Source organism: Acidobacteriota bacterium, assembly GCA_012517875.1.
Lineage (GTDB): Bacteria > Acidobacteriota > JAAYUB01 > JAAYUB01 > JAAYUB01 > JAAYUB01.
The window spans coordinates 39,776-52,856 of sequence record JAAYUB010000004.1; the positions used below are offsets into that span (position 1 = coordinate 39,776).

Sequence of the window (13,081 nt, forward strand, 5' to 3'; positions counted from 1 at the left end):
GCGGACAGTGTTCTGGTAGAACTACTCGTTCTGCCGGGCCGGCCGCCCGGATGATGGTTCGATTACGATGGCACAGGAGTTCACCATGGGCAAAGGCGATCAGCGCACCCGTCGCGGCAAGATCTATCGGGGCACCCACGGGAAGACGCGCCCCAACAACGTCAAGAAGACCGAGAAGAAGAAGCAGTAATCCCGCCCCACCCGGACCCGCCACTCAGCGCGCCGCTGCGTCTTGCAACAACCGCCGGCGGACGTCCTGAACCTGGCGGAAGGTGTCGGCCAGCGGGCCCGAGGTGTCGATGACGAAATCGGCCGCCGCCCGCTTCTCGTCGATGGGCTGCTGGGCCCGGATCCGCTGCAGGGCGGCGGACCGGTTCAGCGCATCCCGCCGCATCAGTCGTTCCACCTGGATTTCCTCCGGACAATAAGCCAGAATCAACGGCCCGTAGCGCCGGGGCTCACCGGACTCCACGAGCAGAGGCACGTCCACGATGGTGAGCGGCGGTGGCCCGTCATCGGACGGCTCGGCCAGGCGGCGCTGGATCTCCGCCCGCACCGGGGGGTGCATCAGGCGGTTGAGCCACGCCCGGTGGGCGGGGTCGGCAAACACGGCGCCGCCCAGCCGCTTGCGATCCACCCGACCGCGATCATCCAGCACGCTGCCGCCGAACCGGGCGGTCACGGCGGAGACAATCTCGTTGCGGAGGAGGATCTCATGGGCCACGGCGTCGGCGTCGATCACCCGCGCACCAAGACGGGCGAACATACCAGCCACGGTGGTCTTGCCCGAGGCGATCCCACCCGTGAGGCCGGCGGTGATCATGACGGCGGCTCCGTGAGGTAGCGGTCCCGGCAGGCGGCGGAGCAGAAGTGGACTGTCCGGCCGTCACGGCTCGCCGTCACCGCGATCCGCTGGTCCACCCAGGTGCCGCACACCGGGTCGCGGAGCATCTCGCCCCGCTGCACCGCCCGGGCCGGTCGGCGCGCCCGGGTCGCGGGTCGGGTTCCGCGGGGGGCGAACAGGGGCGCCAGCACGCGCGCCAGCAGGCGGATCCCCAGCAGGATCAGCAGGACCAGGATGATGCGTGAGACCAACACAACCATGGCTTCCCCGTTGGCGACCGCGGGTGCCGAGTGCGGCGCGTCGCCCTATGGTGCCACCGGGAGGCGGTCGGGGCAAGGGGAAATTGGGGAGCGCCCGGTGCCGGTCCGTCCTCGCTTTCACTTGACAATCCGGGATGGTTTGGGTATTTTAATGCGCCTGTGCCGGTGTAGCTCAGACGGTTAGAGCACGCGGCTCATATCCGCGGCGTCCGGGGTTCGATTCCCTGCACCGGCACCATTTTTTCCGCCCATCCGGGCGCCGTCTTCGTCCTGTTTCACCTGTCAGCGCTCACCCGATCCTGTGCCACTGCGTCCGGAACCGGCGACCGGGCCGATCTCGGACCGCGCCGGCGCCGGGCGGAGGGAAACATGCGGCTCCGGGACATCCTCCAATTCATCCGGGCGAACGGGCTCATCCGGCCGGGTGAGCGCGTGCTGGCCGCCTGCTCCGGCGGTCCCGATTCCATTGCCCTGGTCCACCTCCTCGCCCGGCTGGCGTCCACGGTCCCCTTCCACCTGGAGGTGCTGCACATCAACCATCGCCGCGGGCCGGCCGGGGACGACGCCGAGGCACTGTGCCGGGAGACCGCCGCCCGGCTGGCGCTGCCGTTCCACCGGCGGGAGCTTGCGCCGGCGCCCCCGCCGCGGGCCAACCGCGAGGAATGGATGCGCCAGCGCCGCCTGGCAATTTTCGACGAGTTCCGTCGGTCCGGCTTCCACCGGATCGCCCTGGGCCACCAGCGCGACGATCAGGTCGAGACCTTCTGGTTGCGGCTGCTCCGCGGCGCCGGCAGCACGGGCCTTGGCGGCATGGCGCCGGCCACGACCGACGGCCGCATCCGGCCGCTGCTGGCGACGAGCCGATCGGAGATCCTGGCGTACCTGCGCGCGCACGGCCTGGCGTGGCACGAGGATGCCACCAACCGGGATGGGCGTCACCGGCGCAACCGGCTGCGCCACCGGGTGCTGCCGGCGCTCGCGGAGGCGGGATTTGGGGATGCGGCGGCCGTGGTGGCGCGGACGGCCGACCTGCTGCGCGAAGAAGCGGCCGCCCTGGACGCCGCCGTGGAGCGGCTGCTGCCGCCGCTCGCCGAGTCGGCGGACGGCATCCGCTTCGCGCTGGCCGATTTCCTCGCGCTGCCAGAAGCGCTGCAGGGATCGGTGCTGCGCGCCGTCATCCGGCGGGCCCGCGGCGATCTGCGGCGGCTGGAACGGCAGCATGTGGACCGCGCGCTGCGGTTGTTGCGTGCCGGCCGGAGCGGCCGGCGGACGGTGCTGCCCGGCGGCTTGGAGGTCCGCCTCGGCAGCGGCGTGGTCCGTCTGGCCCTCGGCCCGGCCAGGAGTGCCGCGTTTGAGTATGGGCTCGATGTGCCGGGCCGGCTGGAGGTGCCCGAGGCCGGCGCAGCCTTCGAGGCGCTCGACGGACCGCCGCCGGCCGGCCTGACGGAGCCGCACATTGTGGTGCCACGGCCCGACGGGATGCTGCGTGTCCGCTCCGTTCGACCCGGCGACCGGATCCGGCTCAGCTGCGGCACCCGCAAACTCAAGGCGGTTCTGCAGGAGCGCCGCATTCCGGTGTTCGACCGCGATCGGGTCGTGGTGGTGTGCGCCGCCGACGGTAATATCCTGGGAATGCCCGAGTTGTCGCTCGGCCTGTGCTATAATGATGATGGATGTTTGGGTGCCGACAGGTTGATCACCATCGTAAGGCGGGCAGAATGAAGAAAAAGAGCAAACCCTACGTGGTCTGGCGCACCGAGGAGCAGATCCGCGAACGGGTCCGCGAGCTGGCCCGGCAGATCAATCAGGACATGCAGGGCGAGGAACTCCACGTGCTGGGGATCCTGCGGGGCTCGTTCATCTTCATGGCCGACCTGATCCGTTGTCTGGAGATCCCGGTCCGCTGCCAGTTCATCAACCTGTACTACAAGGATTCCCTCGTCGAAGATAGCTATATCAAGGAGATTGACGAGACCGTTATTTACCCGACCCTGGCCATCACCGAAAAACACGTCCTGATCGTCTCAACGGTGCTGGACACCGGGATCATCCTGGACCACCTGCTGAACCACATCCAGGTTCAGGGGGTCAAGTCGGCCCGTTTGGCGGTGCTCATTGACAAGCCGGTCCAGCGCCGGACCAACATCCAGCCCGACTACATCGGCTTTGAGGCGAAGGACGACGAGTTCGTGTTCGGTTACGGCCTCGACGTGCAGGAGGAATTCCGCAATCTGCCGTACCTGGCCACGTTCAAATAGCGGGGGAGCGGCCACTTTTTCACCGGATCGCCATCTAAACCATTGTCGGGCGACCGGTCCCAAGACGGAACGCGGAGGCGGAGTTGAATAATACAATCAAGAACATCCTGTTGTGGCTGTTCATCATCATCACCGTGGTGGTGCTCTACGGGCTCTACAACAGCCACCAGAAAGGCCCGGTCAAGGAGCTGGACTACACAAAGTTCCAGGAGAAGATCAGCGCCAAAGCCATCCAGGAGGCCACCATCAAGGGCGCCATGGTGGAGGGGCGGCTCGGCAACGGCGACCGCTTCACCGCCGCCGTGCCGGAGAATTCCCAGGCGCAAGTGGCGGACGCGCTGGTCAAGGCCGGCGCCAACGTGCACGTGGTCCCGGCCGAGAAGGATTCGTGGCTGACGTGGGCGCTGTCCATCTGGCTGCCGTTGATCCTGTTCGTCGGTTTCTGGGTGTTCCTGATGCGCCAGATGCAGGGCACCGGCAACAAGGCCATCTCCTTCGGCAAAAGTCGGGCCAAACTACTGACCAGCCAGCAGAAGAAGGTCACGTTCAAGGATGTGGCCGGCGTCGATGAGGCCATCGAGGAGCTCACCGAGGTCGTGGAGTTCCTGAAGGAGCCCCAGAAGTTTCAGAAGCTGGGTGGACGAATCCCCAAGGGCGTGCTCCTGGTGGGGGCGCCCGGGACGGGCAAGACTCTGCTGGCGCGCGCGGTGGCCGGCGAGGCCAACGTGCCGTTCTTTTCCATCAGCGGCTCGGACTTTGTGGAGATGTTCGTCGGTGTCGGCGCCTCCCGCGTGCGCGACCTGTTCGACCAAGGTAAGAAGCATGCCCCCTGCATCATCTTCATCGACGAAATCGACGCCGTGGGCCGCCACCGCGGGGCCGGCCTGGGCGGCGGCCACGATGAGCGCGAACAGACCCTGAACCAGCTCCTGGTGGAGATGGACGGCTTCGAGTCCAACGAGGGGGTCATCCTCATCGCCGCCACCAACCGGCCCGATGTGCTCGACCCGGCGCTGCTCCGGCCCGGCCGGTTCGACCGCCAGGTGGTGGTGAACCTGCCCGATGTCCGCGGCCGGCTCGGCATCCTGCGGGTGCACACCCGCAAGATTCCCGTCAGCCACGACGTGGACCTGGAGATCATCGCCCGTTCCACGCCGGGATTTTCCGGCGCGCAACTGGCCAACCTGGTCAACGAGGCCGCGCTCAACGCCGCCCGCTACAATCTCAAGAGCGTCACCATGGGCGACTTCGAGACAGCCAAGGACAAGGTCCTGATGGGCAAGGAACGCCGCTCGCTCATCATCAACGAACAGGAAAAGAAGATCACCGCCTACCACGAAGCGGGGCACGCCTTGCTGGCCGCGCTGCTGCCCGAAGCCGACCCCATCCACAAGGTAGCCATCATCCCGCGCGGCATGGCTCTCGGCATCACCCAGCAGCTGCCGGTGGACGACCGCTACAACTATTCCCGCAATTACCTCCTGGCCCAACTCAAGGTGCTGATGGGAGGGCGCATCGCCGAAGAGGCCTTCCTAAAGATCAAGACCACCGGCGCCGCCAACGACATCGAGCGCGCCACCGAGATGGCCCGCAAGATGGTGTGCGAGTGGGGCATGAGCGACCATTTGGGGCCGCTCGCCTTCGGGAAAAAGGAGGAGCAGATCTTCCTGGGGCGCGAGATCGCGCAGCACCGGGACTACAGCGAACAGACCGCGGAACTCATCGATCAGGAAGTCCAGCAGCTGGTGCGCGCCAGCTACACCGAGGCGACGAGCCTCGTCGAGCAGCACCGCGAGGCCATGGAGCGGATCGCCCAGGCCCTGCTGGAATTCGAGGTTCTGGACGCCGAGGAGGTCGAGATGGCCATCCGGGGCGAGACCATCGTCAAGCACAAGGAACGGACCGCCTCCAAACCGACCGACTCCAAGCCGACCGACACCAAGCAGGAAGAAGAAGTTGTCCCCGGCATCATCACCACCAAGGAAGGGCCCGCGCCGGCCTGATTCCGACGCCGACACATCCGGGACGATCGTCACCAGCCGCCGAACGATCCCGCTGCCGCAATCCGCATTGGTCATGGGGGTGATCAACATCACCCCGGACTCGTTCTATGACGGGGGCTTCTGCCTGGAGGCCGCGGCCGCCGTCCGCCACGCCTGGCAACTGGTGGAGGATGGCGCCGACCTGATCGACCTGGGCGGCGAGTCGAGCCGGCCGGGCGCCCGACCGGTGTCCGAGGCCGAGGAGTTGGGCCGGGTGCTGCCGGTGCTGTGCGAGCTGGCGCCGCGGCTGCCGGTGCCCATCTCCGTCGATACGGCCAAAGCGGGCGTGGCCCGCGTCGTCCTGGCCGAGGGGGCCGAGATCATCAACGACATCGGCGGCCTGCGCGACGAGGCGATGCGACGGGTGGTGGCCGACGCCGGTGCGGCCGTCGTCGCCATGCACATGCGCGGCGTGCCGGGCGACATGCAGGAGCGCCCCCCCGCCGTTGACATCATGGCCGAGATCGAAACCTTTTTTGAGCAAGTCTTGCAACTTCCCCTGCCGCCGCATACAATGATCCTGGATCCCGGCATCGGTTTTGGGAAAACCATCCAGCAGAATCTCGTCATCCTGAACCGGTTAGCCGAGTTCCGCGCGTTCGGGCGTCCCATCCTGGTCGGGGCCTCTCGCAAGTCGTTCATCGGCGCCATCACCGGATTGCCGGCGGCGGAGCGGCTACCCGGCTCGCTGGCCGCGGCCGTGTTGGCGGCGGCTCACGGCGCCCGGATCATTCGGTGCCACGACGTGGCCGCCACCCGGCAGGCGCTCCGGGTCGCGGCCGCCATTCGAAGCGAAGCGGCGGTGTAGCATGGAGCGCTTCGAGCAGTTCGCGAGGTTCATCCGGGTGAATACGATATCCGTCACCGATGTGCTGGATATCCTCATCATCTCCTTCGTGATCTACCGCCTCTTCCTGCTGCTTAAGGGCACCCGCGCCGCCAAGATCGCCGGTGGTATCGCCTTCCTGGTGTTGGTTTATTTCGTGTCCCGGACCGCGCAGCTCCACACCATCCAGTGGTTCCTGACAAATTTTGTGACCTACGCGGTCTTCGCCATCATCGTGGTCTACCAGGCCGAAATCCGCAAGATCTTGGCCAATATCGGCGAGGCGCGTTTCCTCGGGCGCTTCTTCGAGCCGGAACGAACCGGCGTCGTGGACGACATCGTATTGGCAGCGATGACCCTGTCGTCGAAGCGCACCGGCGCCCTCATTGTCGTGGAGCGGGCCACCGGTCTGAAGAGTTACATGGAGAATGGCCACGAACTCAATGCCCGCCTGAGTTACGACCTGTTGGTGACCCTGTTCCAGCCCGACACGCCACTGCACGACGGCGCGGTGATCGTGCAGCGGGACCGGATCGCTGCCGCGTCGTGCTTTCTGCCGCTGACGCTGGAGCCCCATCTGAGCAAAGAGTACGGCACGCGGCACCGCGCAGCCATCGGCATCACCGAAGAAACCGATGCGGTGGCTGTGGTGGTGTCGGAGGAAACGGGCCGGATGTCGGTGGCGGTGGGCGGCCGGCTGAAGCGCTTCACCGATTCTGAAACCCTCACCGCGTTCCTGAAGTCGCAGCTCGCCCCCAGCCGCGAGCGGAGCCGGTTCAACTGGCTGTGGAAGCGCAAGGAGACCGAGCTGTGAGCCTCCTGTATTCCATGGGGAGCGCCCTCCGCCGAACCCTGTTCCAGAATGCAGGGCTGAAGGTGCTTTCGCTGTTCATCGGCTTCTCCATGTGGCTGCTGGTCTCGTCGGAACAGCAGGTGGAACGGATTCTGGAAGTGCCCGTGGAGATCATCAACAAACCGGCGTCGCTCGAGATCTCCAACGATTTCGTCAAGAGCGTCCTGGTGCAGATCCAGTCTTCGGAGCTCGGCAAGGACGCGGCGGTCAAAAACCTGGTGGCGACGCTGGACCTGCACACCGCGCACGAAGGGGAGAACGTGATCGCTTTGGAACCGCGCAACTTTCGAACGCCCTCGGGCATCAAGATCGTTAACATCCGCCCCGCCACGATCACCGTGGTCCTGGACCCACTCCAGCGCAAGACCGTCCCCGTGCTGGTAAAATACACAGGCCAGCCAGCCGAGAACTTTGAGGTGCGCGGCGTCGCGGCCGTGCCGTCCCGCGTCGGCATCGCCGGCCCATCATCGCACGTGCGCAACTACACCGAACTGCCAACTCAGACGGTCGATATCACCGGACGGCAACAGACGCTGGTCCAGTTCGTGAACGTGCCGCTGGATAGCCCGTTTGTCACCTTGGAATATTCCAACAAGGTCCGAGTGGAAATCCGGATCCAGGAGCGCATGGTGCCGGTGATCCTGAACCGATTGCCCGTTCAGGTGCGCGGCGTGTCCGGCGGTTACCGTCTGCGCCGCCAGACCGCCGACGCGCGGACCTCGGTCACCGTGTCGCTGCGGGACCGCCTGACCGCCGATGATCTGGAGATTTACATTGATGGGGCCGATTGTATGCCCTCCAGCGACTTCCAGGACGTGCCCCTGCGTTATCGCATCCTCAATCCTGCCTTCGCCAACGCCCTTCGGGTGGAACGGATCGTGCCGGAAAAAGTGGCGATCCGGATCAGTGGCGCGGGCAACTGACGGCGACACCCCATGGCCAATCGTCTGTTCGGCACCGACGGCATCCGCGGCCGGGCCGGCGTCTACCCGCTGGATGCCGCCACGATTCAGACGGCGACGGAGGCCGCGGCCGCCCGCGCCGCGGCGCGGCTCCCCGGCCGCCCCTTTCTCGTGGCCCGAGACACCCGCGCCTCGGGACCCTGGATCACCCGACAGGTGGCCGCCGCGCTCGAGCGAGCCGGGGTGCCGCTTCTGGACGCCGGCGTCTTGCCGACGCCGGCGGCCGCCGGCTTGATCCTGGATCTCGGATGCTGCGGGGGAATGGTGATCTCAGCCTCCCACAATCCGGCGGAAGACAACGGATTGAAATTCTTCACCGACCGGGGATTCAAGCTCTCCACCGCCGAGGAAGCCGCCATCGCCATTCGTGTGGACGAGCGCCCGCAGCCGACGTGGACCGCGGTCGAGGCGCCGCTGCTGGACGGCGGCGGTCGGTTCCATGTGGCGCCCGATCTGGTGGGCCGCTACGTGGCCCGGTTGCTGAACCGGTGCCCGCTGGACGGGCTGCCCCCGACCACCCGCGTGGTGGTCGATTGCGCCCACGGCGCATCCACGCCGGCGGTATTGGCGCTGGTGGATTGTGCCGCCTTCCGCCTGCAGGCGATCTGCGCCGAGCCGGACGGTTTTAACATCAACCGCGGCTGCGGGGCCACCTGTCCGGAGCGGGTGGCGGCGGCCGTCACCGCAGCGCGCGCCGACCTGGGATTCGCGCTCGACGGCGACGGCGACCGGATCATCGCCTGCGATGCGTCGGGGCGGATCCTCGACGGGGACGCGCTCCTGTATGTGTTTGCGCATCACCTGCGGTCGCGGGGCCAGCTCACCGGGCAAACTGTCGTGGGGACGGTCTTGACCAACCTGGGACTCGAGACGGCGCTGGCCGGTTGGGGCATCCGGCTGGAGCGGACGCCGGTGGGCGACCGCCACATCCAGGCCCGCATGCTGGACGGCGCCCTGGCGCTGGGCGGTGAGCCATCCGGCCACCTGATCCTCTCGTCGCCGGCCATGACCGGCGACGGCCTGCTCGCCGGTCTGTTCCTGCTGCACATCCTGGCCGTGACCCGCCGGCCGCTGGCCGATCTGCTGGCCGGGTACCAGCCGTTTCCGGTGCGGGTGTTTAACCTGCGGGCGGACCGGAAACCTCCGCTGGAATCGTTGCCGCCCGTGCGGGCCATCGACGCGCTGCTGGTCCGGCGCGGCGGACGCACCGTGATCCGCTATTCGGGCACCGAGCCACTCCTGCGCGTCATGGTGGAAGCGCAGGAGCTGGAACCGCTCCAGTCCGAGATGGATGTCCTGCTGGAAGAATTGAAAGGCCTGATTCAGTCGGGGGATTCCACAGCCGCGACAAATTGATCGATATCCGGTCCGATGCGTGCTGATGGTAAGGCGGGCGTGGTGTGCGTGGCGGTCACTGGCCGATCAGCTCGTTCACGGTGCGGTCGAGATTCTGCTCCAACTGCGGGGCGACCTTCTTGAGCACGCGGTAGCCGCTGTCTTCGAGCTGCAACTCTTCGGAGGCGCTGCGGGCGGGTTGTCCGGCGAAGTGGTAGACCACCTTGTAGCGGCCGGGATCGAGCTCGAGCTGGAGCGGCGTGATCTTCTGGGTCAGATCAATCTCCGTGTCGGTGTCCAGCCGGATCACCGCGTCCACCTCGCCCCAGGGTCGCAGATCGATGGCCAGCACCGCGGGCTTGGCCGGCGCCGGTCCGGGCGCCGGTGCCGGCCGCAGCAGGTACATGACCACGCCGACGACGCCCCCCACCACCAGGGCGGCCAGCGCGATGATCAGCCAGAGGGGCAGCCGGCGCACCGGCGCGGGCAGGGCAATTTCGGGCAGGTGCTTTTGGAGGTTGATGGTCTCCTGAATCTCCTGGATCGCACCCTCGAGCTGCGGTGCCGCCTTGGGGAATCGGTGCCGCGTTTCCTCCAGCACCCGCAACGCGTCAAACAGATTGCCGGCGTGCTGTTGCTTCCGCGACTCGGCGACGGCCCGCTCGATTTCGGCCTCGACCAACCGGGCTTCTTCCGCCGCCTCGCGCCGCTGGCGGACGATGGACTCGCGCAGGCGGTCCATCTCCTCGAGGTTGTCCTGGATCTCGTTGGCGTTGGGCACGATTTCCAACGCGGTGCGCAACAGCGACAGCCCGCGATCGAAGTCGCCGTCGCGGGCGAAGGCTTGGGCGTGCTGGATCGTCTCCTGGATATACGCGTTGCGCTGCTGCCGAACCTCGCCGTAGAGCCGGACGATGCTGCCCTGTTCGGGATAGCGGGCCAGCAAGCCTTCCAGGGTGGCCAGCGCCAAATCGTACTTCTTGTCCACCACGTGGGCGCGAACCTCGCCGATTCCGCCCTGAACGGCCTGCGCCACGGCGGTTTCCTGGATGGCGTTCTGCAGGTCAACCGAATCCGGACACTCGGCGGCGGCGCGCTCCAGCAAGCCCCGCGCCTCGTCGAACGCCTTGTTGGCGGTGAACGACTGGGCCGAAGCGATGGCGCCGCGGATGTACTCGCCCCGCTGGTCGTGAAACAGTTTGAGGACGGCGATGACATCCGGATGGTCGGCGAAGCGGTTCTTCAGATCGTAGGCCAACTTGGAGGCCTGCAGGAACTGCTGGCGCTGGAGGTGCTCCTGGATTTCCTGCTGCTTGGCGCGGATCTCGTCGTGCCGTGCCAGCTCGTCTTTGCGCTCCTGAAGCTCGCGCAGCAGCGGCAGGAACACGGCCTCTTCGGGGAAGCGCTGGATGGCTTCGCGGGTCAGGGCGATGGCGGCGTCGATCCGGCTGGCGGCCTTGAGGCTCTGGATCTCGCTCTGGAAACGCCGGATCTCCGCCTGCTCCCGCAGCTCACGGGCCCGCTCGTCGACGGCGGTCCGCAGGGCGATGACCTCGGTGTGGCGGCCGTGGGCGCTCTCCAGCGCAGCCAGCTCCGCCGCGGCCTGATCCACCGCGTCGGCCTGGAGCAGGCGGCGTACACCCTCGAGCTGCTGTTGCAGCTTTCGTTCGGTGTCGCGGCGGGCCAGCACCGCGGCGACCTCTTCGCGGAGCGGCACCAGCGCGGCATCGTTGGGAAACATCCGTCCGAGCTGCTGCAGGCTGCGCTGGGCCTCATCGAGCCGGTCGGTCTGAAGCAGCTGGTGGACTTCCTGGATGCCCTCCGACAGCTTCTGCTCCATGGCCAGCTGGCGCTGGCGGGTTTCGATGACCGTCTGGCGGAGGTTCTCCACCTCCACCGCCAGCGACTGGAGCAGACTCTGCTTGGGGAACACGGGCATCAGCGTGCGCAGCAGCAGCTGGGCCGGGTCGAGGTTTTGCGCCTGGAGCCAGCCGGTGACCACATGGCGGATCTCCTGCAGCAACTCCTCCCGCTCCTGGGAATGGGCGGCAGATGAGCAGAAGGCGACGACGGGCCGCTGGGTGAACGACCCCTGCAGCCAGTCGCGCAGATCCAGCAGCCGGTCGCGGTCGTGGATGTCGGCGGTGTGCGTCTTGAAGTCGGCCAGGAAGCGTTGCCAGACGGCGGCGCGGTTCTTGCGGGTGGCGGCCTCGTCGGGGGCCAGCGCTTCCAGCTCGGCCAGGCGTGTGAACGCCGACGGCAGGTTGGCCTGGCGCAGGGCAGCCTGCACCTCGCCCGTGAGCCCGCGCACCTGGTTGGCCCTGGCGAGCAGGCGTTCATTCTCCTCAATCAGTGCGCGGACTTCGAGATACTCGGGATCCAGCGTGGCAATCCGCCCCAACAGCTCGATGGCCTCGAGATAAGCGCCGGTCCCGGTGCGCGCCCGAGCCTGTTCCAGGAGCGGCTGGATCTGCTCCTTGAACACCTTCTCCTTCTGCAGCCGGCGCACCTTCTGGACCCAGGTAATGGCCTCGACGTTGTCCGGGTCCAGCTCGAGGATCTCGTTGAAGTTGGCCAGGGCCAGGTCGTAATCGCCGCCTTCGGCCAGGTCCGTGCCCAGCTTGAGGAGGTCGGTCACCCGCTTGCGGGCGTGCATCTCCCGCAGCTCGGTATGGAGCGACTGCAGCAGGGTGGCGTCGATATGCTCGGTCTTGAGTTTGTCGAGGAGCTTGGAGGCGGCCTCGAATTGCAGCTCCTTGATGTACTTGCGGATCAGACGGGCCTTGTACGGCTCCTGGAGGGCGCCGGTTTCAAGACCCTCCACGCCCTGGAGGGTGAGGTCGAGGCGGCTGGATTCGGCGGCGTAGGCGGCCAGGATTCCCTGCAGTGCCTTGGAGAACGCCTTTAGGTCGGGAAAGCGGTCGTCACGCTCCTTTTCCAGGCACCGCATGACGGCGGTGCTCAGGTCGGCCGGGCACTCCGGCACTTCCTTGCAGAGCGGAGCGGGGAAGTGGTTGATGATCTTGTACAGGACGCCGGTGTAGTTTTCCGCCTGAAACGGGTTCTGGCCGGAGATGAGCTCGTAGGCGATGACGCCCACCGAATAGAGGTCGGTGCGGTGATCCACCTTCATCCCCTTGGCCTGCTCCGGGCTCATGTAGGCAGGGGTGCCCATGGCCACGCCGGTGCGCGTCTGCTGGGTGCTCTCGGTGACGCGGGCGATGCCGAAGTCGACGATTTTCGCTGTGCCGTTCTTCAGCAACAGGATGTTGGCCGGCTTGACGTCGCGGTGGATGATGCCGCGCTTGTGGGCATAGTCGAGCCCCTCCGACACCTGGATCAGAATGTTGAGGATCTGAGGGATGGTGAACTTGATCTTGGCCGAGCGGAAATACTTCAGGTCCGGCCCGTCGAGGAACTCCATCACGATGAACGGCGTGCCTTCTTCTTCGTCCAGGTCATAGATGGCCACGATGTTGGGGTGGAAGAGCTTGGCCGGGGCGATGGCCTCGCGGTAGAAGCGGGCGCGGCTCTCGTCGTTGTTCACGTACTGGGGCGACATGGTCTTGATGGCCACGTAGCGGCCCATCTTGGCGTCGAAGCCCTTGTAGACCACACCCATGGCGCCGGTGCCGATCTTGTCGATGATCTTATACTTGCCGATCTTTTCGAGGACCATCGGAGCGCGTTCTGCCTGCCGC

General features: G+C 66.6%; 11 protein-coding genes and 1 tRNA gene. 9 read left to right on the forward strand and 3 right to left on the reverse strand.

Annotated features, from left to right (window positions below; genetic code table 11):
• Window positions 1–85 precede the first annotated feature (85 nt).
• The gene (locus tag GX414_00385; protein NLI45545.1) at window positions 86–190 is read left to right on the forward strand and encodes a 30S ribosomal protein THX; all 105 of its coding nucleotides are present in this window, start codon (window positions 86–88) and stop codon (window positions 188–190) included.
• A gap of 24 nt (window positions 191–214) precedes the next feature.
• On the opposite strand, the gene GX414_00390 is transcribed toward GX414_00385, so the two are convergent.
• Window positions 215–823, reverse strand: a complete 609-nt coding sequence (locus tag GX414_00390) for a dephospho-CoA kinase (protein ID NLI45546.1) — start codon at window positions 821–823, stop codon at window positions 215–217.
• Window positions 820–1,104, reverse strand: a complete 285-nt coding sequence (locus tag GX414_00395) for a YHS domain-containing protein (GenBank protein ID NLI45547.1) — start codon at window positions 1,102–1,104, stop codon at window positions 820–822. The genes GX414_00390 and GX414_00395 overlap by 4 nt, the downstream gene beginning before the upstream one ends.
• 161 nt (window positions 1,105–1,265) lie before the next feature.
• Here GX414_00395 and GX414_00400 point away from each other — a divergent pair.
• From GX414_00400 to GX414_00435, 8 genes are all read left to right on the forward strand, one after another.
• Window positions 1,266–1,342: transfer RNA gene (locus GX414_00400), tRNA-Met, on the forward strand.
• 131 nt (window positions 1,343–1,473) lie between these two features.
• Window positions 1,474–2,826 carry a tRNA lysidine(34) synthetase TilS gene (gene tilS / locus GX414_00405; GenBank protein NLI45548.1) on the forward strand — a complete coding sequence of 451 codons (1,353 nt, stop codon included), beginning with the start codon at window positions 1,474–1,476 and terminating at the stop codon, window positions 2,824–2,826.
• Window positions 2,823–3,362 (forward strand): hypoxanthine phosphoribosyltransferase, encoded by a 540-nt coding sequence (locus GX414_00410; GenBank protein ID NLI45549.1) that lies wholly within the window; start codon window positions 2,823–2,825, stop codon window positions 3,360–3,362. The genes tilS and GX414_00410 overlap by 4 nt, the downstream gene beginning before the upstream one ends.
• A gap of 83 nt (window positions 3,363–3,445) precedes the next feature.
• Window positions 3,446–5,365 (forward strand): ATP-dependent metallopeptidase FtsH/Yme1/Tma family protein, encoded by a 1,920-nt coding sequence (locus GX414_00415; GenBank protein NLI45550.1) that lies wholly within the window; start codon window positions 3,446–3,448, stop codon window positions 5,363–5,365.
• A 73-nt stretch (window positions 5,366–5,438) separates the two neighbouring features.
• Entirely contained in the window at window positions 5,439–6,212 is a 774-nt protein-coding gene (gene folP, locus GX414_00420; GenBank protein NLI45551.1) for a dihydropteroate synthase, read from the forward strand.
• Window position 6,213: 1 nt separating this feature from the next.
• The gene (locus tag GX414_00425; protein NLI45552.1) at window positions 6,214–7,044 is read left to right on the forward strand and encodes a TIGR00159 family protein; all 831 of its coding nucleotides are present in this window, start codon (window positions 6,214–6,216) and stop codon (window positions 7,042–7,044) included.
• Complete coding sequence (locus GX414_00430; GenBank protein ID NLI45553.1) at window positions 7,041–8,006, forward strand: hypothetical protein; 966 nt, start codon at window positions 7,041–7,043, stop codon at window positions 8,004–8,006. Before GX414_00425 ends, GX414_00430 begins: the two co-directional genes overlap by 4 nt.
• Before the next feature lie 12 nt (window positions 8,007–8,018).
• A complete protein-coding gene (locus GX414_00435; GenBank protein NLI45554.1) occupies window positions 8,019–9,401 on the forward strand; it encodes a phosphoglucosamine mutase in 1,383 nt (460 codons plus the stop codon).
• Window positions 9,402–9,456: 55 nt separating this feature from the next.
• Here GX414_00435 and GX414_00440 read toward each other — a convergent pair whose 3' ends face one another.
• A complete protein-coding gene (locus GX414_00440; GenBank protein ID NLI45555.1) occupies window positions 9,457–13,059 on the reverse strand; it encodes a protein kinase in 3,603 nt (1,200 codons plus the stop codon).
• Between the last annotated feature and the right edge of the window lie 22 nt (window positions 13,060–13,081).

Coding starts and splice junctions, on each gene's coding strand:
- GX414_00410 (NLI45549.1), top strand. CDS start 2,823: ATGAAGAAAAAGAGCAAACCCTACGTGGTCTGGCGCACCGAGGAGCAG.
- folP (NLI45551.1), top strand. CDS start 5,439: ATGGGGGTGATCAACATCACCCCGGACTCGTTCTATGACGGGGGCTTC.
- GX414_00395 (NLI45547.1), bottom strand. CDS start 1,104: ATGGTTGTGTTGGTCTCACGCATCATCCTGGTCCTGCTGATCCTGCTG.
- GX414_00440 (NLI45555.1), bottom strand. CDS start 13,059: ATGGTCCTCGAAAAGATCGGCAAGTATAAGATCATCGACAAGATCGGC.
- GX414_00435 (NLI45554.1), top strand. CDS start 8,019: ATGGCCAATCGTCTGTTCGGCACCGACGGCATCCGCGGCCGGGCCGGC.
- GX414_00425 (NLI45552.1), top strand. CDS start 6,214: ATGGAGCGCTTCGAGCAGTTCGCGAGGTTCATCCGGGTGAATACGATA.
- tilS (NLI45548.1), top strand. CDS start 1,474: ATGCGGCTCCGGGACATCCTCCAATTCATCCGGGCGAACGGGCTCATC.
- GX414_00390 (NLI45546.1), bottom strand. CDS start 823: ATGATCACCGCCGGCCTCACGGGTGGGATCGCCTCGGGCAAGACCACC.
- GX414_00385 (NLI45545.1), top strand. CDS start 86: ATGGGCAAAGGCGATCAGCGCACCCGTCGCGGCAAGATCTATCGGGGC.